The organism is Amycolatopsis sp. NPDC004169 (assembly GCF_040610315.1).
Taxonomy (GTDB): Bacteria; Actinomycetota; Actinomycetes; order Mycobacteriales; family Pseudonocardiaceae; genus Amycolatopsis.
The window spans coordinates 66,727-91,616 of record NZ_JBEXMD010000027.1 but is presented as its reverse complement, the minus strand read 5'-3'; the positions used below and the strand labels follow the sequence as shown (position 1 = coordinate 91,616).

The 24,890-nt window shown below is 72.6% G+C and carries 18 protein-coding genes and 1 other RNA gene; 4 read left to right on the top strand and 15 right to left on the bottom strand.

Features of this window, described 5'->3' with window-relative positions:
- Positions 1–2,403: 2,403 nt before the first annotated feature.
- The 11 genes from ABZX11_RS30960 to ABZX11_RS30910 form a co-directional block, all read right to left on the bottom strand.
- Entirely contained in the window at positions 2,404–3,405 is a 1,002-nt protein-coding gene (locus tag ABZX11_RS30960) for a C40 family peptidase (protein ID WP_176172860.1), read from the bottom strand.
- Positions 3,406–3,407: 2 nt separating this feature from the next.
- Positions 3,408–4,010, bottom strand: a complete 603-nt coding sequence (locus tag ABZX11_RS30955) for a hypothetical protein (protein ID WP_354919520.1) — start codon at positions 4,008–4,010, stop codon at positions 3,408–3,410.
- Between the two features lie 3 nt (positions 4,011–4,013).
- Entirely contained in the window at positions 4,014–6,080 is a 2,067-nt protein-coding gene (locus ABZX11_RS30950) for a magnesium transporter (RefSeq protein ID WP_354919517.1), read from the bottom strand.
- Positions 6,081–6,189: 109 nt separating this feature from the next.
- On the bottom strand, positions 6,190–9,135 hold the full coding sequence (locus ABZX11_RS30945) for an ATP-binding protein (RefSeq protein WP_176172863.1): 2,946 nt from the start codon (positions 9,133–9,135) through the stop codon (positions 6,190–6,192).
- Between the two features lie 3 nt (positions 9,136–9,138).
- Positions 9,139–9,702 (bottom strand): hypothetical protein, encoded by a 564-nt coding sequence (locus ABZX11_RS30940; protein ID WP_176172864.1) that lies wholly within the window; start codon positions 9,700–9,702, stop codon positions 9,139–9,141.
- 10 nt (positions 9,703–9,712) lie between these two features.
- On the bottom strand, positions 9,713–9,979 hold the full coding sequence (locus ABZX11_RS30935) for a hypothetical protein (RefSeq protein ID WP_004562703.1): 267 nt from the start codon (positions 9,977–9,979) through the stop codon (positions 9,713–9,715).
- 455 nt (positions 9,980–10,434) lie between these two features.
- Positions 10,435–11,286: a hypothetical protein gene (locus tag ABZX11_RS30930; RefSeq protein WP_354919513.1), complete on the bottom strand. Its 852-nt coding sequence runs from the start codon at positions 11,284–11,286 to the stop codon at positions 10,435–10,437.
- Positions 11,287–11,507: 221 nt separating this feature from the next.
- An RNA gene (gene rnpB / locus ABZX11_RS30925) (RNase P RNA component class A) lies at positions 11,508–11,903 on the bottom strand.
- A gap of 20 nt (positions 11,904–11,923) precedes the next feature.
- The gene (locus ABZX11_RS30920; RefSeq protein WP_354919510.1) at positions 11,924–13,159 is read right to left on the bottom strand and encodes an FAD/NAD(P)-binding oxidoreductase; all 1,236 of its coding nucleotides are present in this window, start codon (positions 13,157–13,159) and stop codon (positions 11,924–11,926) included.
- A complete protein-coding gene (locus tag ABZX11_RS30915; RefSeq protein WP_354919507.1) occupies positions 13,156–13,968 on the bottom strand; it encodes a ferredoxin in 813 nt (270 codons plus the stop codon). The genes ABZX11_RS30920 and ABZX11_RS30915 overlap by 4 nt, the downstream gene beginning before the upstream one ends.
- A gap of 8 nt (positions 13,969–13,976) precedes the next feature.
- Complete coding sequence (locus ABZX11_RS30910) at positions 13,977–14,645, bottom strand: DUF4142 domain-containing protein (RefSeq protein ID WP_354919504.1); 669 nt, start codon at positions 14,643–14,645, stop codon at positions 13,977–13,979.
- Positions 14,646–14,893: 248 nt separating this feature from the next.
- Here ABZX11_RS30910 and ABZX11_RS30905 point away from each other — a divergent pair, with 248 nt between their 5' ends.
- The 4 genes from ABZX11_RS30905 (at position 14,894) to ABZX11_RS30890 (ending at position 20,261) form a co-directional block, all read left to right on the top strand.
- Positions 14,894–15,472, top strand: a complete 579-nt coding sequence (locus ABZX11_RS30905; protein ID WP_176172869.1) for a sigma-70 family RNA polymerase sigma factor — start codon at positions 14,894–14,896, stop codon at positions 15,470–15,472.
- On the top strand, positions 15,469–15,876 hold the full coding sequence (locus ABZX11_RS30900; RefSeq protein ID WP_176172870.1) for a hypothetical protein: 408 nt from the start codon (positions 15,469–15,471) through the stop codon (positions 15,874–15,876). Before ABZX11_RS30905 ends, ABZX11_RS30900 begins: the two co-directional genes overlap by 4 nt.
- Positions 15,877–15,907: 31 nt before the next feature.
- Positions 15,908–18,715: a LuxR family transcriptional regulator gene (locus ABZX11_RS30895; protein WP_176172871.1), complete on the top strand. Its 2,808-nt coding sequence runs from the start codon at positions 15,908–15,910 to the stop codon at positions 18,713–18,715.
- Between the two features lie 304 nt (positions 18,716–19,019).
- Positions 19,020–20,261 carry an SLC13 family permease gene (locus ABZX11_RS30890; protein ID WP_176172872.1) on the top strand — a complete coding sequence of 414 codons (1,242 nt, stop codon included), beginning with the start codon at positions 19,020–19,022 and terminating at the stop codon, positions 20,259–20,261.
- Here ABZX11_RS30890 and ABZX11_RS30885 read toward each other — a convergent pair.
- The 4 genes from ABZX11_RS30885 to ABZX11_RS30870 form a co-directional block, all read right to left on the bottom strand.
- On the bottom strand, positions 20,245–21,987 hold the full coding sequence (locus ABZX11_RS30885; RefSeq protein WP_354919498.1) for a hypothetical protein: 1,743 nt from the start codon (positions 21,985–21,987) through the stop codon (positions 20,245–20,247). The two genes, ABZX11_RS30890 and ABZX11_RS30885, sit on opposite strands and share 17 nt — an antisense overlap.
- Before the next feature lie 183 nt (positions 21,988–22,170).
- Entirely contained in the window at positions 22,171–23,295 is a 1,125-nt protein-coding gene (locus ABZX11_RS30880) for a bifunctional RNase H/acid phosphatase (protein ID WP_354919495.1), read from the bottom strand.
- Positions 23,292–24,029, bottom strand: a complete 738-nt coding sequence (locus ABZX11_RS30875; protein ID WP_176172875.1) for a C4-type zinc ribbon domain-containing protein — start codon at positions 24,027–24,029, stop codon at positions 23,292–23,294. Before ABZX11_RS30875 ends, ABZX11_RS30880 begins: the two co-directional genes overlap by 4 nt.
- A gap of 9 nt (positions 24,030–24,038) precedes the next feature.
- On the bottom strand, positions 24,039–24,860 hold the full coding sequence (locus ABZX11_RS30870) for a Nif3-like dinuclear metal center hexameric protein (protein ID WP_176172876.1): 822 nt from the start codon (positions 24,858–24,860) through the stop codon (positions 24,039–24,041).
- Positions 24,861–24,890 lie beyond the last annotated feature (30 nt).

Here is a 24,890-nt window from a genome sequence, read left to right as displayed (position 1 = left end):
GCCCGAGGGCGCAAGTGGCTGCGGCGTTTCACCGGTAGCTGCAGGCGGGAGCGCCGGCACGCCGGAAACCGCAGGTGGCTGGGTCACTTCGCTGGAAACCGCAGGCGGCGGGGCTGGCTCGCCGGAAACCGCAGGCTGGGGGGCTTCGCCAGGAGCCTGGAGCGGCTGTGCTGCCTCGCCCGAAGCCACAGGTGGCAGCGGCGCTTCCCTCGAAACCGCAGGCGGTACCGCCTCGCCCAAGCCCACAGGCTGGAGCGCTTCGCCGGACTCCGCGGACGGCTGTGCTGCCTCCCCCGAAACCGCACGCGGCAGCGCTGCCCCACCTGAAACCGCAGGTGGCAGCGGCCCTTCACCCGATATTGCGGGCGGCGCGGCTTCGCCCGGGACCGCGGGCGGCTGGGGCGGTGCGACTGGGACCGCAGGCCGCGGTGCGTCGCCCGAAACCGCAGGTGGCTGTGCCGCTTCGCCCGGGCCCGCGGGTGGCTGCGGTCCTTCGCTCGGCTGCGGAACCTCACCCAGGGCAGCAGCTAGCCGCGATGCCCCAGCCGAAACCGGGGGCTGCTGCGATGCTTCGCCCGGCGCCGTGGGCGGCTGCGGTGCCTCGTCCAGGGCTGTGGCTAGGCGCGATGCCTCACCGGGAGCCGCTGGCTGCGATGCCTCATCCGCAACTGCGGGCGGCTGCGGTGCGTCGCCCGAGGCCGCTGGGGGCTGCGGTGCCTCGCTGGAGGTGGCAGCCGGCTGGGGAACGGCATCCGGGGACGCCTGCGGTGGCGTGGGGTGCTGTGTGGTGGCCGGTGCTGGTGGTTGCGGCTCCGCCGGCCGGTGCTCGCCGCCCGTTGGGGGTGTCGGCTGGGTTGCGCTGGCGGGTGCTTGCGGCTCGATGTGCTGACGGGCTTCCGGGGCAGCGCTCGGCTGTGCGGCCTCGGCCGAGGTCGGCTGCGGCTGGGTGGTAGCCGGCGGCTGTGGGCCGGCTGGCGCTGCCAGAGCATCGCCGGAGGTCGGCTGCGGCTCGGCGGCGGTAGCTGGCGGCTGTGCTCCGGCCGGCGCTGCCAGCGCTTCACCTGGGGTCGGCTGCGGCTCGGCGCTAGCCAGCGGCTCGGCCGGCGGCTGCGGCTCGGCGGTAACCGGCGACTGCGCCCCGGCCGGCGCTTCACCGAAAGTCGGGCGCGGCTCGGCGCTGGCCAGCGGCTCGGCGGGCGGCTGCGGCTGCGGCTGCGGCTGCGGCTGCGGCTGCGGCTGCGGCTGCGGCTGCGGAACAGCCGACTGCACTTCCCGCGGCACGCTGGGCGGCCCCGACTGGAAGTCGGGTGCAACCGGGCTGGACCCGGTCGACTCCGTTCGCGCCTCCACCACCGAGGGCTCGACGGGGGCAGCCGCTGGCAGCGGGGGCGGCGCCTCGGGTTCGCCCGGAGCTGGGCGGCCTTCCGATGCTGCCGCAGCCGGGTCCGGCTCTCGCGGAGCTGGTTCAGCGACTTCCAGCTGGTCAGAGCCCAAATCAGGCAGTACCGAAGCAACGCCCGTCGGCTGGTTCGGACGGTCGATCGAGACCCCCGCTTCGGCCTCCCCACGCTCCGGTCCGGCCGATGGCGAGGCGAGCGTCTCCGGGCGTGCCCCCACCGTCGGGTCAGGCGCCGCATGGCGAGGTGACGATGGCGCCCTCACCGGTCCCGGCAAGTCCGACTCCGCCGTCACCGACCACTCCGGCTCCACGGGAGGTGAAGGAGGCGAGGCCGGCCCCCACGGCCCCGGTGGTGGCTGGGGCACCGTCCGCCACACCGGTGCCGGACCGATGTTCATCGGTGCCGGCGCCGACGGCGAAGCCGCCGTCGGGGGCGCCTGGCGGGCCGCCGGCTTCGGGATCGGGTCCAGGCACGACACCAGGACCGAGGTGTTCTCCGGGTCCGCTACCTTCCGGCCGCTGCGCTCGCGGTAGACCATCTCGCCGTCCGCGTCCATCTCGACCAGGTAGCCCGCCTCCGCCAGCTGTTCCTCGTCGAGGTCCGCCAGCTTCTCGTACCTCGATGGGACCACCCGGTAGATCGGCCACGCCAGCCCCGCGTGCTCCGCGTGGAACTGGGCCAGCAGCGCCGCCATCTGGTGCTGCCACGGCAGCGACATGCCCTCCGCCAGCGAACGCGGGAGCACCACGTACCCCGCGTCCACCCCCGGGTAGCCCTGCGCCAGCTGGTCGGCCAGCGGGGTGCTCGACACGGGACGGGCGCTCTGCCGGGGCGGCTGAGGCGCGCCGAACAGCGCCGCCGGGTCTCGGGGCTCGCCCGGTCCCGGCTTGCCCCTCCTGCCGAATTTGCGTCCCACGTGCTCATCCTCTGCCAGTACGCGGCCACCTGCTCGTGGAAGCGGCCGCGACGTCGGTGCGATCGGTGTCAGGCCTCGCAACCCATGCTAAACGCCGGGGCGGACCGCCTGCGGCACCAGTTCGCGCTCGTCGAACGAGAAGGCCCGGGTGTGCACCGGGACGCCGGTCTGCTGCGCCTCGACGATCTTGTTGTCCCCCAGGTACATCATCACGTGGTGGATCGACGACGGGTCCGACGGGTCGGTGGCGAGGAACAGCAGGTCGCCGGGCTGTGCGTCCCGGACCGGCAGGTACGCGCCGGCGTGGTACTGGTCGCGGGAGACGCGCGGCAGGATGATCCCCGCCGACTCGTACGCGCGCAGCATCAGGCCCGAACAGTCGTAGGAATCGGGTCCCGTGGCACCCCACACATACGGCTTCCCCTGCTCGCCCAGCGCGAAACTGATCGCCTGCCCCGCCGCCTGGCTCGGCGGCAGCAGCGCACCCAGCCCGGTGCCGCAGGCGACGACGTCGACGACCTGGCCGACCGTCTCCACCAGCGTCGCCGCCATCGGCTCCCACTTGTGGTAGCGGTCCGGGAAGCCCGAGCGCTCCACCGCCTGCGCCGCGTCGCCCGGGCGCTTGTTCTCCCAGTCCGGGACGGCCAGCAGCACGTCGTAGAACTTGTTGACCTCGTACGTCGGGTCGGTGACCTGGGCCACCGTGCCCCAGCCCATCGACGGGCGCATCTGGAAGATGCCCAGAGAGTCGCGGTCGCCGTAGGTCAGGTTGTGCAGCCCGGACTCGGTCATCCCGGCCTGGATCGCGACCTGCCACGCGCGCGGCGCCAGCGACCGCTGCTTGCCGAGCGAGATGATCAGCGCGACGATGCCGCGCTGCTCGTCGTCCAGCTTCGACGCGTCGACCGTGCCGCGGTCGCCCTGGCCGGGCTGAGTGGGCCCGACCGAGGCGTCGCAGCTCATCAGGTTGACGCCACGGGCCTGCGCCTGCTGGTTGTCGATCACGACCTTCGCGGCGACCGCGGTCACGACCAGTGCGCCGATCGCGACGAACACGACCAGCCCCAGCCACAACCCCAGGCGCCGCACGGTCAGCTCGCCTGGTCGTAGTCGGCGACCCGCCAGCCGGCGTTGGTGCTCACCACCGTGATGGCCAGCTTCGGCCCGTCGGTCGGGATGGTCAGCTGCACCGAACTCGGGTACGACGTGCCGACGACCGGCTCACCGGTGACCTTCGTGGCTGGGATGTTCGACGGGTCGACCGTCCCCATCACCGGCAGGTACTCCTCGGTGGTGAACGGCTTCAGCTGGGCCAGCCACTGCTCGGACGTCATGCCCGCCGGGTGGTTCACCCAGGCCGCGGCCCACTCCTTGGCGACGCGGATGGCGTCGCCGTTCGGCGTCGTGGGCGTCGGGGTGGCCAGCGGCGTGGACAGCCGCGTCGGCAGGTTCGACGTCGGGACCGGCGCCGCGACGCCGGACGGGGTCGCCGGCGCCGACGTCGTCACCCCTGGAGTGGACGGCGACGCCTTGGCCTGCGGCTTGCCGACCACCTTGGGCAGCACGATGCCGAGCGCGGTGACCAGGATGGCCAGGAAGACCAGCGTCCCCATCAGGTGGCGGGGCGAGCGCAGCGGCCAGCCCCACAGACGCCGGTAGACCGCGGTGCGGCCGCGGTTGGTGCGGATCGGCATCGGTCACCGCCCCAGAACTTGGTCGGTGTCCCGCGGTTCCTCGCGGACCTCGATGCCCCGCGACGGCCGGTAGAGCACGAACACCGGTTTGCCCGCGACGACCTCGGGATCGACGCGGCGCGGCTGGGCACGCACACCCGGCGTGCGCGGCGCGTAGTCGCTGAAGCTCGACTCGGGCGGGCGCAGGTCGGACGGCACGACGACGGGCTCGGGCTCGTCGCTCCACCGCCGGTCGGCCACCGGCGAGGTGTCGACCCGCCGGCTCTCCTCCCGCGTCGTCGGACGGCCACCGGCGCCGACGACGACGTACTCGCCGCCATCGCCGTTGGCCGGGTTGTACTGGCCGAACACCGGCGCGCCGGGACGGCCGCCCGCGGGCAGCGCGCCCGCGGAGCCACGGGGGATGGACCCCGGCCACGCACCGGACCAGGCCGCGGCCGGGCGGGAGGCGCCGGAGCCGTTGTCGAGGCGCTGGGCGTTGGCGAAGATCGTGGCTTCGGGCCGGAACCGGCCCCCGCCGGCGGTGGCGCCGAGCGGGCCGCGTTGCTCGCCGTCGACGACGTCGTCGGTGTCGCGGACGTTCTGCCAGAACTCGTCCTGCGGGGTCGGGCCGGTGCGGTTGCGCCGGAACCGGGAGAAGATCCCGCCGCCGGGCGACGGCACGGCGGCGCCGACCATGCTGACCGACATCTCGACCATCTGCCACAGCCGCCGCACCGGCCGCCCGACCATGAACAGCAGCACGGTGATGAGCCCGGCGAGGACCATCTGCGTGAGCATGTTCAGCGAGTTCCCGGCGTCGAAGATGGCTTGCAGCAGAAGGGCGTGCACACCGGCGAGGACGGAGAGCACGACGAGGTTGAAGGCGACACCGCCGGCGACCTTGAGAACCCGGCGGAGGATTTCCGGGTGCAGCAGGGCGACGAGGCCGATCAGCGGGGCGGTGAGCGCGAAGAGGCGGATGAGGACCTGGGCCAGCAGTACTGACGCCTTCGCCAGCAGTTGGAAGAGGGAGTAGACGAGGGCCTGGCCGAGGGAGAGGAAGCCTGCTCCGGTGCGGCCGCCCGCCTCGCCGGTGAAGTAGCCGGTGGCGGGGCCGAGCTTGGTGGAGATGTCCTTGTAGGCGTTCTTCTTGCCGTCGATGACGGACTGGTTGCCGTCGTCGCCGTTCACCAGCTGGTTGCGGGTGAACGCCTGCGCGTCGAGCAGCGGCTTGCCGTACTGCTCGGCCTGCGGCGCCGTGGGGGTGCCGAACTCCCCGCGCAGCCAGTTGTTGTAGACGATCTGCGTGTGGAGCTGGGTGGGCAGGATGTCGCGGATGATCCGGTCACCGCTGTCGTCGACGAAGCCCGCCTGGATGTTCGTGGTGGTCTGGACGATCGCTTTGTCGATCGGGTCGAAGTAGCGCAGCATCGCCAGTGACGACGCCGCCAGCCACACCCCGGCCAGCGCGTAGAGCGCCCGCTTGCTGACCGACGCGAGGTCACCGCGCCAGATGTTGCGGAACAGCATGATCGACAGGATCAGCGCGACCAGGCCGAACAGCTGGGCGTAGATGTTGTTGTAGACCTTCTCGGCGCCGGACTTCACCGCGTTGTAGATCGGGTTCAGCAGGCCGCCCTCGAGCACCGTGTAGTGCAGCGAGTTGGTCGCGCCGACGATGTTCTTGCCCAGGTTGAACAGCTGGTTGCCGCCCCAGGTGTCCAAAGTGGACCCGGCGGGCGTGAGGTTGAGGCCCGAGCAGTTGGTCTCGAAGGTGTTCCAGACCATGCCGGCGTAGCTGTAGTCGATGTAGGCGCTGTTCGGTTCGCCGTGGCCTTCCGGCGGGTCGATCGCGCCGACCATCCCGGCACCCGGGCGTTCCGGGTTCGGTGCCTCGCCACAGGCTGCCGCGCTCGCCGCCGGGGCGGTTGCGATGGCCTGCAGGCCGAGGACCAGCATGACGGCGAACATGGTCGCCTTGCGGCTCGGCACGCGCCGGGCAGGCGGCCCTTCCTTGATGCGGCGTTTCACGGCGTGCCACCCGGCGGCCAGCGTCAGCAGCACCGCCAACGTCAGCAGGGTGTTCATGCCGCACCCCCCGCGGTCGCGACGCGACCGGGCTCGGGGCGGCGGCCCGCGACCCGGCGGCCGGGGCTCGCGCCCTGATCCGCGCGCACGCCTCGTTCCCGGGCCGCGTTCATGCGGCGTCCCGGCCGGTGCCGCCCTTTCCGCCGGTTCGGGCGTGTTGCCCGGACGGCTGGACTCCGCCCTCCACCTCGCCCGTTTCGGTCGCCAATGGGTCCGGGGCGCCCAGGAGGTTCTCGTCGGCCAGGCCGACCTCCAGTTCCGCCGCCAGCTCGAAGTCCTGCTCCAGCTCGATGTCGTCCTCCGGCGGGACCGCGACGTACGGCTTCTTCTCCTCCGCCGGCAGCGCCAGCTCGTTGCCCGGCCTGCGGGATGGGGACGCCGCGTCCTTCGACCCCGGGGTCGTGTCCATCACCGCGCGCAGGTGGTCCAGGTGCGGGCCCGAGAAGTCGACGCGGATGCGCTCCACGCCGCCCGCGCCGTCGCCGAAGATGAACTGGCGGGGCTCGATGTCCCGCTCGATGCCGCGCTGGGCGCCGGGACGGCGGCCGAGTGCGGCCACGACCTGCTCGTAGCCGACGCCGACCGGGACCTTCAGCAGCCGCAGGGCGTCCGCCTGGGCGTCGTCGTCGTCGAGACGACCGACGAACACCGAGTCCAGCAGGGCCACGAAACCCTGGATCTTCAGGAAGTCCGCCGGGATCTGGGACGACAGCAGCACGCGGACGTTCCACTTGCGCGAGTCACGCGCGAAGCGGTTCATCAGCACGCGGCCGGTCGGCACCTCGGACAGGAAGAACGCCTCGTCGATCCAGACGCCCTTGCGCATCTCCTTCGGCTTCTCGTACACCGACCGCTGGGTCAGCCACGCCGCCAGGTTCAGCATCTCGACGCCGAGGGACTCCGCGTCGGTCCAGTACTCGCGGGGGACGCCGTCCTTCGGCAGGGTCAGCCCGGCCATCGTCAGGACCGTCAGCCGGTCGTCGCGGGTCTCCGAGTACGGGTCCGCGTCCGACTCCGGGATCAGCAACGCCATCCGCTCGCGCATCTCGTCCAGGAAGTCCGCGACGACGCCCGCGTGCTCGTGGTGCTCGGACGAATCCCGGCGCAGGGCATCGATCACCTGGCCCGGATCGGCGTCGAACCGGCCGCCGACGGCGCGGACCGCGCGCAGCAGCACGATCCGGGTCTGCGCCATCCGGGACACCTCGTACGGCAGCACCCCGGTCAGGACGTCCAGGACCAGACGCCGCCGCGTCGCGCCCGCGAGGGCCTTTTCGCGGCGCCAGGAGCGCTCGGGGTCGTCCTCGTCCATGAAGTGCTCGATCAGCGGCTCGGCGACCACCCGGTACGGGTTGAGGATCCCCGGCTGCGCGTTGAGCAGGTTGATCGGCCGCGCGTACGGCCGCAGCTCCGGCAGGTCGCACAGCCGCGACAGCGGGCCGGACGGGTCGAGGATCGTCCAGTTCGCGCCCGCGCGCAGGGTCTTGTAGACGATGCCGCCGCCGAGGAACGACTTACCACCACCCAGGCCGGCGACCATCGCGGTCAGGCCGGAGCCGTCGCGGATTTCCTGGGCCATCCACGGGTCCCAGGCCACCGGGCGGCGGGTCGCCGTGCAGGTCTCGCCGAGGAGGATGCCGCGGCGGTCGCCCACCTCGGCCGTCGCCGTCGGGACCGCCGAGGACGCCCAGACCACCGAGCCGCGGCGCATGTACGCCGCCGAGGCCAGCGGCTCGCCCGGGATGAACTCGCGCGCCATCGCGTACTGGGCTTCGGGGTGCTCGATGGCGATCTTCGGCTTGTACAGGTCGAGCAGCTGCTGGGCCAGGCGCAGCGCGTCGCGCTCGGTCGGGCCGGACACCGCCAGCCGCCACCAGGAGCGGACGCGGGTGGCGAGCGCGGTGAAGCCCGACGTCATCTCGTCGTCGATCTCCAGCACGCGCCCGGCCTGCCGGGACAGCGACTGCGGTGGCTCCAGCTCGTGCTCGTCGGTGTAGTGCTTGACCTGCGAGCGGACCTTGTTCATCTGCCGCTGCAGCTCGCCGGCGACCTCTTCGGGGCGCCGGACGTAGATGCGCGCCGACACCTCGACCGCGGCCGGCAGGCGGTCGGCGTGCTGGATCCAGGGGTCGTCGACCTCGGGGATCTGCAGGCCGTGCATCTGCCCGACGGTGAGGATCGCCAGGTGCCGCGAGACACCGGCGTTGGAGCCGGTGCGGCCGCGGACGGTCACCGTCGGCGCGTACGGCTCGGCGTAGAAGTCGGCGGCGTCGGTGAAGCTGGCCAGGTCCTCCGGCTCCCAGGCCGCACCCGGCACGGCGGGCATGTTCCGCGGTGCGGGCAGGCCCAGCGAGCAGGACCGGTGCATCAGCCAGGACATCTCCTCGGCGTGCACCGGACGGCCTTCCAGCCCGGCGCTGCCGATGACCTGGTCGAGGTGCTCGACCTCGGAGTCCAGCGCGGTCAGCTCGGCGTCGACGGCCTCGGGCAGGATCTTGCGCAGCACCGGCGCGGCCCGCTCGACCGCGCGGTCGACCATGCGGCGGGTCTGCACCTGGACGCCGAGGTAGACCTCTTTTTCGGCCATCGAGCGGCCCATCAGCTGCTGCTGCTCGCCGATCAGGTAGTCGTCGAACGACAACGCGCCCGGGACGTCGCCGGGGCGGTTGTGGGCGTTGTAGACGTGCGCCTCGGCCCACATCCGGATCGGGTACGGCCGGTTGGTCACGCGCAGGTGCAGCCAGCGGCCCTGCAGCTCGGCGTACTGGCCCGCGATCGCCGCGATCAGGTCGCGCCGCTGGGAGTCCGAGCGGAACGACCAGCGCTGCGGCGCCAGCCGGTACCAGGCGTAGACCTCGACGCCGGTGCGGACCAGGTGCCCGTCGATGCTTCGCACCGCGATGGACGGGGTATAGGCGGGGATCGCCTGCTCGCCGGTCAGGCGCGACTTGTTCCCCGAGCCGTTCCGCGACGCGCGGACCTGCTCGGGCGGTTGCCATGCGCCCGAGTGGGTGTCCCGACCCCGTTTTCCTCGGCTACCGCCGCGACCGAACAACGACTACCTCCCGGCCCGAGACGGGTTGCCCCGGCTCCGGCGCGCTCGTGGTGCTCCCTGGTGAATCGACCTAGTGCCGTTGAGTGACGCAGTGCCGTTGGACGCAGTGCCGCGAAACGCCCCCGCCGAAGCGGGAGGCACGGGCGGAACGGCACCCGGCGGGCCGCCGTGGTGCTGGTACTGCCGCCTGCGGCGGTGCTTCGGCAGCGGGCGTTCGGCCCGCACCCGGACGCGGCTGGCGCTGACCGCGCCGCCCACGCCCGTGGTCCGCGCCCGGGGGGTGTTGAGCTCGCGCCCCGCCATCGCGACCACGGCGCCGAGCGGGCGCTCGTGGCTGATCTTGGCCGTCAGCAGCCGGGTGATCACGATGGTGGCGATGAACCCCCACGCCGTCGAGAAGAAGCCGAAGCTCCAGCCCGCCCAGCGTTCGACGCCGAGCACGACGAAGAACGTCGGGATGCCGATGAGCCAGGCGACGTACCGGGCTCTCCAGGGAAAAGTCGCTTTCGGGGGGCCGAGCCACACGGCGTCGACCCGGTAGACCTCGTCGTCAGTCCTGATGCGCACGCGGGCCGCCTCAGCCGGTGAACAGGCCGGCGATCCACTGGCCCACGTTCACGCCCGCGCCGCTGACCGCGAGACCGATGATGGCGAGCGCGATGACCACGCCGGCGAGCCGGCGCATGACACCGGCGTTGTCGCCCTTGCCGCCGCCCAGCCACAGGAGCAGGAGCGCGACGGCCAGCAGCACCAGGGGGATGACGTTGTCAAGCAGCCACTGGCGCACGTTTCCGGTGCCCAGTTCGCCGGCGGCCAGCGTGTCGAGGGTGGTCAAGGTCATCATCGCGATACTCCCGGTGCGCGGTGGGGGCCGCGCGGTTCTGGCTCAGGCGGTGCTTCGAACAACATCATGGGGGCTACGAGGGGTAGTGGTCAAAGTGCGCTGCGTAGAGACCGGCTGGCTCGTCAACCGGCGTGGCGCGGATGGCACACGAAATCTCCACGCCCACCATCATCGCGGCAAGGGCCCTCGGGTTGAACCCCGGCCACCCATACTTCTCAGTGTGCTGACGAACTCACCCCATTGCCCGGGATTTGCTCACTGTGGGTACTGACACTGTGGCCGTTGTGCGGCCTGGAACAGTGTTGCATGACACGAACGGCCGTGTCCCGCGAGTCCGCTCTGTGACGTCGGTCCGCCGGTCGGCGGCCATGTCGATCTTGACCGCGAGTGCTGTCCGTCACGGGGCGCCGCGAACTTCACAACTTTTTCACTACATAGCGTGATCTTGACCAGGTTTAAGGTCGCCCGAGCGCGAAGACGCCTTCGGGGAAGGCGCCGGCCTCGATGACGCGACGGCTCAGCCCGCGGCACAGCTCCTCGAGCCGGGCGGTCCGCTCCGGGCCCAGGTGGTCCCACGGCCCCCGCGCGGCGGTCTCGGTGGCGACCTCGATGCGATCGCGCAGCGTGGCGCCCGCGTCGGTCAGTGCGCTGTCGGCGAGGATCCCGCGGTCGGTCAGCCTGCCCTCGGCGGCGGCCCACTGCTCGTCGGTCCAGCCGCGGGTGAGCTTCGCGGCGGCGAGGTTGAACCCGCGTCCGGTGGCGCTGTGCGTGACGAGGGCTTCGAGCCCGCCGAGCCCTTCGAGGACGAGGGCGGCGATGTGGCCGTCGCCGCGGTGCTCGCGCAGCAGCGTGACGGCGTGCCAGAGGACGAGGTGCGGCTCGCCCGGCCAGGCCAGCCCCGCGTGGGCGGCGTAGAGGGGACGTCCTTCCGCGGTGCACCCAGCGGCGGCTTCGCGCGCGAGTTCGGCGGCTTCGGCGACCTCGTCGCTCTTCACGTGGTCGCCCAGCAGGCGGGTCAGGGCCTTGTCGGTGCCTTCGAGGCGTGCGTCGAGGACCTGCTCGGGGGTCGCGAGGGTCCAGGCGCGCGGGATCGTGCGCGCGACGACCTCGGGGTTGAAGTTGTAGAAGGTGGCCGCGACGACCTCGGCCCCGACGGCTCCCATGGCCGCGGCCCGGCCCGCGAAGTACGGCATCCGGCCCGGCCGGAGCCCGGTCCCGGTGAGCGCGGCATCGACTTCGGGCGCGAAGTACACGAAGGCGTGCAAGGAATCGAAAGCCGACTTGAACCGCTGCTCGTCACCCGCCATAGCGGCACCCTACTACCGAGTAACCACCCGGCGGAACCGGAATCGCGGTACCCGGAGGGTCGGTCCGCGTACCCGGAGGGTCGGCTTGCGTACCTGGAAGGTCGGCTTGCGTATCCAGAGGGTCGGTTGGCCTGGCCGGGAGCCGAACGCGGGCCGACCCTCCAGGCACGCGGGCCGACCGGCTGGGTACGTGAGCCGACTGTTCCGGTGCGGGGTGAGGGCGGACGAGCTGGCATGTAAGCCGGATCCTGTTCCCCGGTCGCCTTGCGGCTTCCGGGGCGGCGGCCATCCATCTCGGCCTGCCGTTGCCGGCAGGCTCCAGCGGCCTACCCGCAGGCTCGGACGGGCCGTCCTCGAACGCCTGCGCAGGAGCCCGTGGGCTCCCTCTTGGCCTTGCTCCGGGTGGGGTTTACCTAGCCGTCCCGGTCGCCCGGGACGCTGGTGGTCTCTTACACCACCGTTTCACCCTTACCCCCGCCCGAAGGCGAGAGCGGTCTGTTTTCTGTGGCACTTTCCCGCGGGTCACCCCGGGTTGCCGTTAGCAACCACCCTGCCCTGTGGAGTCCGGACTTTCCTCGGGCCGGGTCGCCCCGGCCCGCGACCGCCCTGCCAGCTCGTCCGCAGGCTGGATGGTAGCTCAGTACCCGGCCACGGCCTCGGTGTGGTGGCGGGGCCGGACCTCGGGCGGCGGCTCGGCGGGCACCGGGTGCTGGCGGGCCAGTTCGGCGGTCCAGTGCAAGACGGCGGCGGGGCTGTCGAGGCCGATCAGGCCGACGAGCCTCCCCTGCCGCACGAAGCCGGTGATCGGCCGGGTGCCCGGGACCGGCGACTCCAGCAACACGGTGTCGGTGGCCAGCGACGGGCGGCCGGCGACCTGGATGCGGACGCCGTGCTGCTCGGACCAGTAGCGCGGCACCGGCGTGTAGGCCCGCGACCCCTGCGGCCCGGTGAGGAGGTTCTCGGCGGCGGCCCGGCTCATCTCCACGGCGTTGAGCCAGTGCTCCTCGCGGTGCGGCGCGGGGTCGAAGCGGAGGTTGGGCCAGCGGGCGACGTCGCCGGCCGCGACGATCGTCGACGAGCCGACCACGTGGCAGGTCGCCGAGCAGACGACGCCGTCGTCGAGCGGCAGCTTGGCGCCGCGCAGCCACGACACCGCGGGCACGCTGCCCACGGCGACCACGACGCAGGCGACCTGGATCGCGCGGCCGTCGGCGAACTCGAGGCCGACGTGCGTCGGCGCGGGCCGCCAGCGGCGGATCGTGGTGCCGAGTTCGAGGCGGACGCCGCGGGCGGTGTGCAGCGCCGTGAGCCAGTCGCCGATGTCGGGCCCGAGTACGTCGGCCAGCAGGGCTCTCTCCCGGCCGAAGAGGACGACCTCCCGGTTCATCTCGCGCAGGCTGGAGGCGACTTCGCAGCCGATGAAGCCGTCACCGATGACGGCGACCGGGCCGGGACTGGAGGCGAGGGCGCGCTGCAGCGCGATCGTGTCGGCCAGCGTCCGGACGACGACCACGCGCGGGTGGCCGTGCGGCGCGCCGGGCATCCGGCGCGGTTCGACGCCGGTGGCGATGACCAGGCCGTCGTAGCGGAGTTCCTCGTCGCGGAGGTGGACGACCTGCTGCTGCGGCGAAAGCCCGGTGACCGGCGTGTCGAAGCGCCACTCGGCGTCGACCTCGAGCGGGTCGGCGAGCAGCGTGTCGGCGCGGCTGACGGCGCCGGTGAGCAGCTGCTTGGACAGCGCCGGGCGGTGGTAGGCGATGTCGGGCTCGGCGCCGAGGACGACGACTTCGCCGTCGAACCCGAGTTCGCGCAGCCGTTCGGCCGCGCGCAGGCCGGCCAGGCCGGCTCCGGCGATGACGATGCGTTCGCTCATCGGGTGGCTCCCAACAGGTGGATGGCTCTCATCGGGCAGGCGCGCGCGGCGGCCTGGACGTGCGGGACCAGCTGGGCGCCCGGACGCCGTTCGTAGGCGAGCTGCCCGTCCTGGCCGAGCTGGAAGACCTGGGGTGCCTCGGCCTGGCAGACCCCGTAGGCGTGGCAGCGCTGGCTGTCGACGTCGACGCGCACGGTGGCCGGCTCCGGGCCGTCACCGGTGGGCGGCGGCGTGACCAGCCCGGCGCGAGCGAGCACGGCCGCGGGCAGCACCCGCAGGACCGACAGCAGCACCGGCGGCGTGAGCAGCGTGAGGCCGGCGAGCCAGCCGACGGCCAGGTGCCCGCTCGCGATGGCGCCGAGCCAGGCGTGCACGGCGAGCAGCCCGATGGCGAGGTAGCCCACCTGGTGGAAGCGCAGCCAGCGGCCTTCGCCGGTGGCGCGGCGCAGGGCCGCGGTCACGGACACGGCGATGACGAGCTCGAGCCCGGCGATGCCCAGCGCGTGCCGCGGGGTGCCGTCGTAGAAGGGCACGAGCAGATCGGCGACGCCGAAGGGGTCGTCCTCCAGGAAGAGGAAGGTCAGCCCGTGCAGGGTGCCGGTCGCCAGGGTGAACGCGGCGAGCACGACGTGGCCGGTGCGGATCGCCTCCTGGCCGCTGAACCGGCGGACCCAGCCGGTGGCGGCCAGGACGCCCCAGCACAGCGCCAGGCACATGCAGAGGTAGGTGAGGCGGCCGGAGAGCGCGGCGGCCTCGGCGATCCCGGTGTCGTGCGGCGACACCGGGATCAGCGCGGCGGATGGGGACATGGGGCGGCTTACCTCCGGGTGCGCGGCGAGGGCCTGCCGGGGGTTCCGAGCAGGCGGAGCAGGCCGAACGTGGCGACGGCGGCGAGGGCCACGAGAACGGCGCCGGCGGCGACGGCCCCGCCGCCGAGGGTGTCGTCCTCGGTGGCGGAGACGAGCAGGGACGTGGTCTCGGCGAGCCCGGTGCTCTCCAGGAGCGTCAGGTGCCCGAGGGAGGTGTCGACGGCGGTCTGGGCGAACGCGCGGACGTCGTCGTCGCGGGTGCCGGCGCGGACGTCGGAGGCGAGGCCGAAGAGGGTGCCGTACTCGGCGCGGAGGCGGTTGACGTAGGCGCGGTCGAAGGTGTCGCCGGAGCCGGCGGCGATCTCGCCCGCCCAGCCGCGCTCCCGGTCGGTCGGCTCCCCCGGCAGGGTGACGGCGAGCCGGTCGGCGACCGCGCGCAGGGCGACGTCGAGGCGTGCCTCGTCGTCGGCGATGCGGACGGCGACGGCACGCACGCGCCGGTTGGTGGCCCGCTCGGCGGCGAGCCTGCTCGACGGCACCGCCCACAGCGTGTGCTGCTTGAGCCGGGTCAGCAGGGCGCGGTCGGTCTGCTGCAGCTCCCCGGCCGACGCCGGGAGGGCGCAGCCCAGCACGAACGCGGCCGACGCGGCCAGCACCGCCAGGAATCGGAGCGGCATCCCTGTTGTCCCTTCGCAAAGGAGTCCTCACCACCTGTTACGGAGTGTGGGTGTGATCCGGTTCTATCCGTCACCTTTTAGTGACCTGTGACGTGCATCACAAAGACCCATTGTGGGCGTCGGCTGATCGAACCCTTCGATGCCGGGTCGAATTAGAGCGGGAAACTGATGCATATGGCCTATTAAGTGTTTTTGCGCTACGCTCCGATGACCCTACGGTCCGCCGATCAGGTGAGGTTGCGAGCTTTATGGAAGCACTGGGCAGAAGAAGTCGCGGCCAGGTCGGCTACGCGTCGGCCGCCACCGCGGTCGACACCGGCCCCGCCGCGGGGGACGACTTGGTCCCACTGCTCTACAAGGACTTCCGCGCCACCCTGTTTGCGCAGGTACTGGCCCTGACCAACCACGACCGGCAGTGGACCGAAGACGTGGTGCAGGAGACCATGATCCGCGCCTGGCAGCACTCCGACACGCTCGAGCGCGAGCCCGGAATGCTGCGCGGATGGCTGCTCACGGTGGCCCGGCGGATCGTCATCGACGGCTGGAGGAATCGCCGCGTCCGCCCGCAGGAGGTCGCTCTGGAGATCCCGGAAAACGCCGAGTCCACCGATCGCACGGACAGCTCGTTAGCCGCGCTAACGATTACTCGGGCATTGCGTGAACTGGACGCGAAATATCAGTCCGTCATCTACGAGACTTATCTCGCCGGAAACACCGTTCGGCAGGCAGCTGAAATTCTTGGAATTCCAGAAGGAACTGTCAAATCGCGGTTGTACACGGCGATGCGGCAATTGCGGAAGGCGCTCGGGGAAGTGACGGTCCGATGAAGGGGCGGAAGGGGGACGCCGCGGCCTACGGGCTCGGCGTCCACGAAGATCCGGAAGGGTTCGAAGCCCACCTGCGCGGCTGCGCCCGCTGCCGGAGCCGGGTCGCCGGGTTCACCCCGGTCACCGGCGCGCTGGCCGAGGCGGTGCGGCTGGGCTACCTGCCACCGGGCGAGGGGTCGGCCCGGCGCCGGAAGCCGGCCGGGCCGGCGGCCCTGCAGGGGCCCACGGCGGGTCCGCTCGTCCTGCTGGCGCTCGGCGTGGCCGCGATGGCCCTCTGCGCGCACCGGCCGTCCGCCGGGAAGATCCGCGTCGCATCCGCTGCGTCCATCGTCTCCCCTGGTCAGGTCGTGGCCGGTACCGGCCGCGCACCGCGGTCACTCCCGTGGTCGGCCGGTTTCCAGTAGTCTGCCCCAACCCAACATGAAAGTCCTTACGGTGGATACCGAAGTAAATCCCGAGCACCCCGGCAGCGGGGCTTCGGTACCGAAGCGTCCCGCCCCGCGGCTCCCCGGCCGCGAGCCCGAGCTCGGCCGCCTGACCGGCCTCTTCCCGGTCGTGCTGGGCGGCGCGGCCGCCAGCTCCGTGCTGGCCGGCGAGTTCGGCATGGGCAAGAGCGCCACCCTGCGGACCGCCGCGGCGCTGGCCGAGGACGCGGGCTTCACCGTCGCGATGGCCACCGGGTCGCGGTTGGAGAGCCACCTGCCCGGCGGCGTCGTCCGCCAGCTGGCCGACGCGCTCGAGGGGCCCGGGTCGCCGCCGCGCCCGCCCGTCACCGAGCTGTGCGGGACCGCGGGCGAGAGCGAAGCGCTCGACCTGTTCTTCCGGATCGTCCGCGACGCGACCGAGCGGGGTCCGCTGTTCCTCGCCATCGACAACGTCCACCTGGCCGACGCCTGGTCCATGCGGTGCCTGGCCTACCTCCGCAACCGCGTCCTCGACCTGCCGGTGCTGCTCGTGCTGACGTCCGTGATCGGCTACCCGCAGCACCGCGAGGTCGCGATGCTGGACATGGTGGGGAGCACGCCGGTCACGATCACCCTCAACGGCCTCGGCGACGCGGCCGCGGCGGAGATCCTCGGCCTCGCCCCCGGCGAGCTGGCCTCCGCCTGCCGCGAGGCGACCGGCGGCAACCCGGTGCTGCTGCAGGCGCTGCGGCCGCGGCTGCTGCCCGGCGCGGACCCGCACGAGCTCGGTTCGTCGCTGATCGGGCAGGTGCTCGTCACGCGGATCCAGGAGTTCCCGCACGCGCCGGCCATCCTGCACGCGGCGGCCATCCTCGGCGAGGACGCCGGCTTCGACCTGCTGGCCCGGCTGGCCGGCGTCGACGAGCTCGACGCGCTGCAGGCGATCGACACCCTGGTCCGGCTGCACGTGCTGAACAACAGCGACCAGCCGACGCTGACCTACTCGTTCGTCCGCAACTCGCTGCTCAAGGACATGCCGCAGACGACAAGGGCGGTCAACCACTCCCGGGCGGCCAAGCTGCTGACCGAGGCGGGGGCCCTGCCCGAGCGCGTCGCTGCCCACCTGCTGGAAGCGACGTCGATCCGCATCCCGTGGGCGGTGGACGTGCTGCGGCTGAGCGCGCGCGACGCCGTGTTCTCCGGACGGCCCGAGCTGGCCGCGCGGCACCTGCGGCGGGCGCTGGAGGAGCGGCTGACGTCCGGGCGCCGGATGGCCGTGCTGCTGCAGCTCGCGCACGCGGAGTTCCAGTTCGACCCGCCCGGCGCGGCCAAGCGGGTGCGGGAAGCCGTCGACACGGTCGGCAACCGCGAGACGGCCGCGTACATCGCCACCGCGATGCTGCTGTCGCTGTGCGGCGGCCAGGACGCCCGGCTCGGGATCAGCGCGGCGGGCCAGATCGCGGCCCGGCTCGACGCGGGCGGCCCGGACGCGGTGTGGCCGCTGCTGTGCATGACCTACCTCGCCGAGGCCGGCAGCCGGCTCGGCCCGCCGCCGGAGTTCCGCGACTTCGAGGAGCAGTGGGCGCCGCTGACCGACCCGGCCGCCCAGCGCAGCCGGTCGGCGCTGCTGGCCTTGGACGCGGTCCGCAGCGGCGAGTCCGCGCAGGAAGCCGTCGGCCACTTCGCCGACGCGCTGTCTTCGGCCGGGGACTCCGGCAACGACGGCGAGCTGTTCGAGCAGCACTACTTCTTCACGCTGGCGACGGCGGTCCTCTCGGACGAGCCGGCGCACGTCGACCGGCTGTGCCGGGTCCTCGACGTCGACCGCGAGCCGTGGGACGTGCACGTGCCGCACGGCGCGCTGCCGACCCTGGCCCGCGGGATCGCCCTGCAGGCCAGCGGCGACCTGCAGCGGGCGAGCGTCCACTTCGAATCGCTGCTGCGCCGCTTCGACGAGCGCGGCGGCACGACGACCTGCCCGGTCGGCGTGCTGTGCGCGGCGAAGCTGGTCGAGTGCTGGGTGGACCTCGGCCGCTTCGAGGCGGCGACGTCGCTGCTGGACCGGATGGACTTCGTGGCCAGCCAGGGCCTGTTCACGCACACGTACCTGCTGTACGCCCGCGGCCGCCTGCGCGTGGCGACGGGCTACACGCGGTTCGGGTTCGAGGACCTGCTGAGCTGCGGGCGGCGCCTGGCGCACCACGGGATGCGGTTCCCGGGGTTCGTGCCCTGGCGAGCGCACGCGGCACGGGCGGCGCTGGCTTTGGGCCAGACCGACGACGCGGCCCGGCTGGCCGAAGAGGACATCAACGCCGCGGCCCGCTGGGGCGCACCCCGGCCGCTGGGCACGGCGCTGACGACGCTGGGCCTGGTCCGCGAGGACGACGAAGCCGAGCGGGCGCTGCAGAAGGCGATCACGACGCTGCGGACATCGCCATCGCGGTTGCAGCTGGCGACGGCGTTGACGGAGCTGGGGACGCTGCAGGCCCGGCACGGCCAGTCCGAGAAGGCGATCGAGACGCTCCGGCAGGCGGTGGAGCTGAGCGAGCAGTGCGGAGCCAGGCCACTGGCCCGCCGGGCGGCGGAGGAGCTGCGCTCGGCCCGGCGGGCGTTGACGCCGGCGAAGGACAACGAGCACGGGCTGACCCGGCAGGAGAACCGGATCGCGGTGATGGCGGCGCAGGGGCTGACGAACCGGGAGATCGCGACGGCCCTGCACTTGACGCGGCGGACGGTGGAGCTGCACCTGTCGGGGGCTTACCGGAAGCTGGGGATTCCGGGGCGGGCTGAGCTGGGTGGGGCGCTGGCGAAGTCTTCGCAGCGGGTGGACGGCCGCTGAGCCCGGCTGCGAGCCGGGATCGGGTTCGCACGCAGGCTGCCGAGGTCGTGGCCTCTGGTGCGCGCCGGCCGCCGAGGCGTTGCGGTCGCGGGCGTCACTTCGGACACGGGTCCACTTCGGACTCGCGACCGAGCCTACCCATCCGGCCGAGCACCCCCGGCGCTTTCCGGCCGAGCGAACGGCGGAAACCGGCGCGGGTACCTAGCGACGGCAGGTGATTCTCGCTCGAGCGCGGGGCGCCGCCCCCCGTCTTCCATGCTACCCGGGGGCACCGACGGAAACCCCGCGCAGTTAGCGTGAACGCGTGACTCTCCTCGCGGGTGCGGCCAGCCTGCTTCTCCTGGCCGGTGTGCTGGTCTTCGCCATCGTCCGGCCGCGCGGGTGGCCCGAAGCCGTCGCCGCTGTTCCCGCTGCCGGTGTTGCCCTTCTTCTCGGCCTTGTCCGCCCCGGCGCCGCCGGGGAGCGGGCCGTGGAAATCCTGCCCACCCTGGGGTTTCTGGCCGCCATTCTGCTTTTGTCCTTTTTGGCCAGTGTCGACGGCGTCTTCTCCTGGCTCGGCAACCGGCTCGCCGAGGCGTGCCACGGGCGGCCGCGGCGGTTGCTCGTCCTCACCTTCGCCGCCGCGGCCGGGGTTACCGCGATCCTCAGCCTCGATGCCACCGTCGTGCTGCTCACGCCCGTCGTCCTCGCCACCGCCACCAGCCTGGAACTGCCCGCGCGGCCGCACGTCTACGCCTGCGCGCACCTGGCCAACTCGGCGTCGACGCTGCTGCCCGTCTCCAACCTGACCAACCTGCTCGCCTTCGCCGCGTCCGGGCTGACCTTCGCCGGGTTCACCGCGCTGATGGCGCTCCCGTGGCTCGTCACGATCGGCGTCGAACTGCTCGTCTTCCTCTGGTTCTTCAAAGCCGATCTGCGGCCGCGCGAGACGCCGGAGCCGCGGCAGCACCTCGAGACGCCGACGTTCGCCCTCGTCGTCCTCGGGCTGACGCTCGCCGGGTTCGCGGTCGGGCAGCTCGGGCACGTCGAACCCGTCTGGATAGCCGCGCTGGCCGCCTTGGTCCTCGGCGTGCGGGCCGTCGCGCGGGGCAAGATCCGGCCGTGGCAGCTGGTCACCGAGGCGGCTCCGCAGCTGTGCCTGTTCGTGCTGGGCCTGGCCGTCGTGGTCGAGGCCGTTTCGGAGCACGTCCTCGGCGGGGTTCTCCGGAACGTCCTGCCGACGTCCACCGGACTGGTCGACCTGCTGGTCGCCGCCGGTGTGGCGGCGCTGCTGGCCAACCTGGTCAACAACCTGCCCGCCACGCTCATCCTGCTGTCGGTGCTGGGCCCGCACCCGGCGCCGGGCGTGCTGCTGGCCGTGCTGCTCGGCGTCAACATCGGCCCGAACGCGAGCTACCTCGGCTCACTGGCGACCCTGCTGTGGCGCCGCACGCTCCCGAAGCCGCCCTCCTTCAAGACGTTCCACGTCCTGGGCGTGCTCACCACCCCGCTGAGCCTCGCCGTCGCGACCGTTGCGCTCTGGCTGGGACTCAGCTGGGCATCGTGATCGTCTGGCCCGGCTTCATCGTCGCGCCGCAGTCGTCCAGCGGGCCGCCGAAGCGGTCCGCGGCCACGGCCGGGATCGTCTTCGCCGCGTAGTCCTGGGCCGCCTTCAGCTTCGCCGGGTCGGTGACCGCGTCGCGACGCACCCAGTCGCCGTTGCGCAGGCCCTCGATCGGCGACGAGTAGATCAGCAGGTAGTCGCGGTCGAGCCGCGGGTCGAGGGCGATGCCGTTGCCCGCCGCCCACGGGCCCCACGAGTGGATGAACGTCGGCTTGACCGTGTCGAACACGTAGTCGCGCAGGCCCTGCAGGTCGTTGTCGTGCACCAGGTCGGCGATCGGCTTGTTGACCAGCCCCGCCATGTCGACCAGCTCGAGCCGGCTGGTCATCGACGAGCCGCCGAGGTCCGGCAGCAGCAGCGACGCCTTCTGCAGGCCCAGGATGTCCGCGTAGGTGTTGAAGCCGCGGCCGAACCGGTCGGCCACCAGGCACGCGGTGATGTTCGGGTTCTTCGCGAACTTGTCCGCCGCGGCCGCGAACCCGATCGCCGACGGGACGAACGCACCCACCAGCACCACGACGACGCCGACGCGCAGCAGCGCCTGCCGGTGCCGCAGCAGCTCACCGGCCGACAGCGTGCCCGCGATCACCGCGAGCGGCCAGATCGGGCTGGCGAACCGGTGCTGGTACATCCAGTCGGCGACCATCACGCCGTAGGCGACGATCCCCAGCCCCAGCGGCACCAGCAGCGCGACCAGCGACCGCCGCCACGGCGCCTTGGCCAGCGCGAAACCGATGACGAGCGCCAGCGCGATCACGCCGGCCCAGCCCGCGTAGCCGACCAGCTCGAACGGCCGCTTCACCGCGTCGAACCCGGGCAGGCCCTGCTGCTTGGCCACCGACGGGTTGGCCAGCAGCCGCCCGAACTCCGAGTGCCGCCAGACGACGTACGCGCCGAACGGCACGGCGAACGCCGCCACCGACAGCAGCGCGAGCCGGAAGCTCTTCCAGAACAGCCCGGAGCGCAGCAGGAACAGCGCCGCCAGCGGGTACGCGCCCGCGTAGATCAGGCCCTCCGGGCGGGTCAGCGCGGCGAACGCGACCATGACCCCGGCCCACAGCGCGATCTTGGGGGTCAGGAGCCGGTCGTGGCGAACCGCGACGAACAGCGTCACGCCCAGCGTCACGACGGCGAACGCGAACAGCGAGTTCTCCAGGCCCGAGACGACCCAGATGACGTACGAGGGGATCGTCGCCAGCGTCAGGCCGACGACCAGCGTCGCCAGCCACGCGAAGCGGGTGAAGATCTGCTTGGCCGCGATGTGGCAGGCCGTCAGCACGCCGCCGGTGAACAGCAGGCCGAGCGCCTTCGGGAACAGCACGTAGTCCGGGATGCCGAAGATCGCGCCGTGGTCGAAGAGCCCGACGAGCTTGCCGAGGCCGAGCAGCACCATCCACGTCGGGTCGGAGAAGCCTTCGACCGGCGGGGCGCCCGGCTGCAGCACCGGGCCGAGGCCGTCGGCGAAGCTGCGGGCGTAGGAGAAGGTGATGGCGGCGTCGTCGACGATCCAGTGGCCGTAGCGGGTGGCGTGGACGGCGACCGCCGCGACGCCGGCGAGCACGGCCAGCACCGGCGCCAGCCGCGCGGCCCAGCCGCGGGTGGCCGTGGTGGTGGCCGGGTCCTCGGGGACGTCGCTCGGGGAGGTCTCGGTGAGTGCGCTAGCCGTCATGTCCTCGTCACTGTTCCGCCCGCAGGCTTCTGCCGGTGGGATACGCGCGAGCTGGCGCCCCCTGAGTGGGTCCGTCGGCGGACCCGCCACCGCGGCGACGCGGTCGAGACACTGTAGCCAATACCCCATCCGGGGTCGGCCACGCGTCGGTGTTGAGCGTGATCCACCCCACATTATTCCCGGTCAGACCAGGTGCGAGGTGTCGTTGACGAGCCGGACCGACGCGTTCCCGTCCGGGTAGAACTCGACGACCGACAGCGACGCCAGGTCCAGGTGCAGCCGGAACAGCAGCTGCGGTCCGGCGTCGAGGCCCATCCGGAGCAGTGTCTTGATCGGCGTCACGTGGCTGACCAGCAGCAACGTCCGGCCGCCGTGCTCGGCGATGAGCTCGTCGCGGGCCTTGCGGACGCGCCGGTGGACGACGTCGAAGCTCTCCCCGCCGGGCGGCGGCACCGAGCTGTCGCCCAGCCACGAGGAGTGCAGTTCGGGGTCGCGGTCGGCCGCTTCGGCGAACGTCAGGCCCTCCCACTCGCCGAAGTCCGTCTCGATCAGGCCGGGGTGGGTCTCGACGCGGCCGCCGAGGGCGTCGGCGACCGCCTGCGCGGTCTGCTTCGTGCGGGTGAGCGGCGAGGAGATGATCGGCACGGCCTCGCCGTCGACGACCAGGCCGTCCATCGCGGCCAGCCGCTTGGCCGCGGCGGCGGCCTGCGTCCGGCCCAGCTCGGTCAGCGGGACGTCGCCGCGGCCGGAGTAGCGGCGCAGCGCCGACATCTCGGTCTGGCCGTGGCGCAGCAGGAGCAGCCGGGTCGGGGTGCCCTTCGCGCCGGTCCAGGCCACCGGCGCGCGGTCGGGGCGGCGCGTCGGCAGCTTCGGCTTGTCGGGCCGTCCGGCGGCGGGCTTGCCGGTCGCGGCGTCCATGGCCTCGTTGGCCAGCCGGTCGGCGTGGGAGTTCTGCGCCCGCGGGATCCACTCGTACTTGACGCGCGAGAAGCCCGCGGCCAGCTCCTTGGCCCGCTCGGCCAGCGGCTGCATGTCCGGGTGCTTGATCTTCCAGCGCCCGGACATCTGCTCCACCACGAGCTTCGAGTCCATCCGGACGTCCACAGTGGACGCACCGAGCTCGGCCGCCGCGGCCAGGCCGGCGATCAGCCCGTTGTATTCGGCGACGTTGTTGGTGACCACGCCGAGGCTCTGCTTACGCTCGGCGAGGACTTCGCCGTCGCTGTCCTTGACCACCGCGCCGTAGCCGGCGGGCCCGGGGTTGCCGCGGGAGCCGCCGTCGGCTTCGACGATGACGTGCGAGGTCACAGACCCGACTCCAGGGTCCGGACCAGGATCGCGCCGCAGTTCTCGCACTGGATGACCTCGTCCTCCGGCGCGGCCTTGATCTCGCTCACCGTGTTGCGGTCCAGCTCCAGCTGGCAGGCGCCGCAGCGGCGGGCCCGCAGCAGCGCGGCGCCGATGCCCTTGTGCTCGCGGACGCGCTCGTACAGCTTGAGCAGCGGCTCGGGGAAGCGCGGCACCAGCTTTTCGCGGTCCTCGGTGCGGCGCGCGCGGGTGGTGTCGAGGTCCTTGAACGCCTCGTCGCGGCGGGTGATCGCGGCGGCGACCTCGGCCTCGGCCTTGTCGACCTCGGCGCCGGTGCGCTGGGCGTCCAGGCCGAGGGCCTCGCGCTGCTCCATCAGCTCCAGCAGGTCGTCCTCCAGCGCGCCCTGGCGGCGCTCCAGCGACTGCAGCTCGTGCTCGATGTCGGTCATCTGCTTGGAGTTGACCGAGCCGGACGCCAGGAGCTTGCGGTCGCGGTCCTCGCGGGCGCGCACCGACTCGATCTCCTTCTCCTGCCGGGCGATCTCGCGGTCGAGGTCGGAGGCGGCGGTCTCCACCGACACGAGCGCGTCGCGACGCTCGCGGACGGTCTTCTCCCCCGCGTCGATCTCGGCCAGCTCGGGCAGGGTGCGGCGGCGGTGCGCGGTGCGCGAGAGCTCGGCGTCCACCTTGGCGAGCTCGAGCAACTGGCGCTGCACGGCGGGTTCGGCCTTCACGGTGCTCCTCTAAATCGATGTGCGCTCGGCGCGGACGGTCCACGGGTCGGTGCACCGCGTGGAGACGCAGGTGTCGACGTTACCCGCAAACGCCTCCGCCACGACCGCCGAGGCTTGCCCGCACCAGGGCCATTCGCTGGCCCAGTGGGTCAGCCCGACCAGCGCGGGCACCGGGCCCCGGCCGGCCAGGTGCTCGCCGGCGGGGTGATGCCGCAGGTCGGCGGTGACGTAGGCGTCGACGCCGGCCGCGGTGGCCTGCTTCAGGTAGGAGTCCCCGGCCCCGCCGGAGACGGCCACGGTGCGGATCGGCCGGTCCGCATCGCCCGCGCCGAGCACGCCGGGCGCGGTCGCGGGCAGGGCGTCGGCGACGCGCTGGACGAACACCGCGAACGGCTCGGGCTCGGGCAGTTCGCCGATGCGGCCGAGGCCGGTGACGCCGTCGGCCTTCGGTTCGAGCGGGCCGGTGACGCGCAGCCCGATGGCCTGGGCGAGGGCATCCGAGACGCCGGGGTCGGCGGAGTCGGCGTTGGTGTGCGCGCAGTAGAGGGCGATGCCCTCGCGGATCATCCGGTGGACCAGCGAGCCCTTGGCGGTGTCGGCAGGCACGCCGTGCACCCCGCGCAGCAGCAGCGGGTGGTGCGCGACGATCAGCTGCGCGCCGATCTCGACGGCTTCGTCGACGGTCTCGGCGACGGGGTCGACGCAGAACAGCACGCTGTCCACCGGCTCGGCCGGGTCGCCGCAGACGAGGCCGACGGCGTCCCATGACTCGGCGAGCTCGGGCGGGTACGCCCGTTCCAGCACGGAAATGACTTCGGAGATGGCGGGCACCCGGAGATTTTGGCATGTACCGTCCGGGAC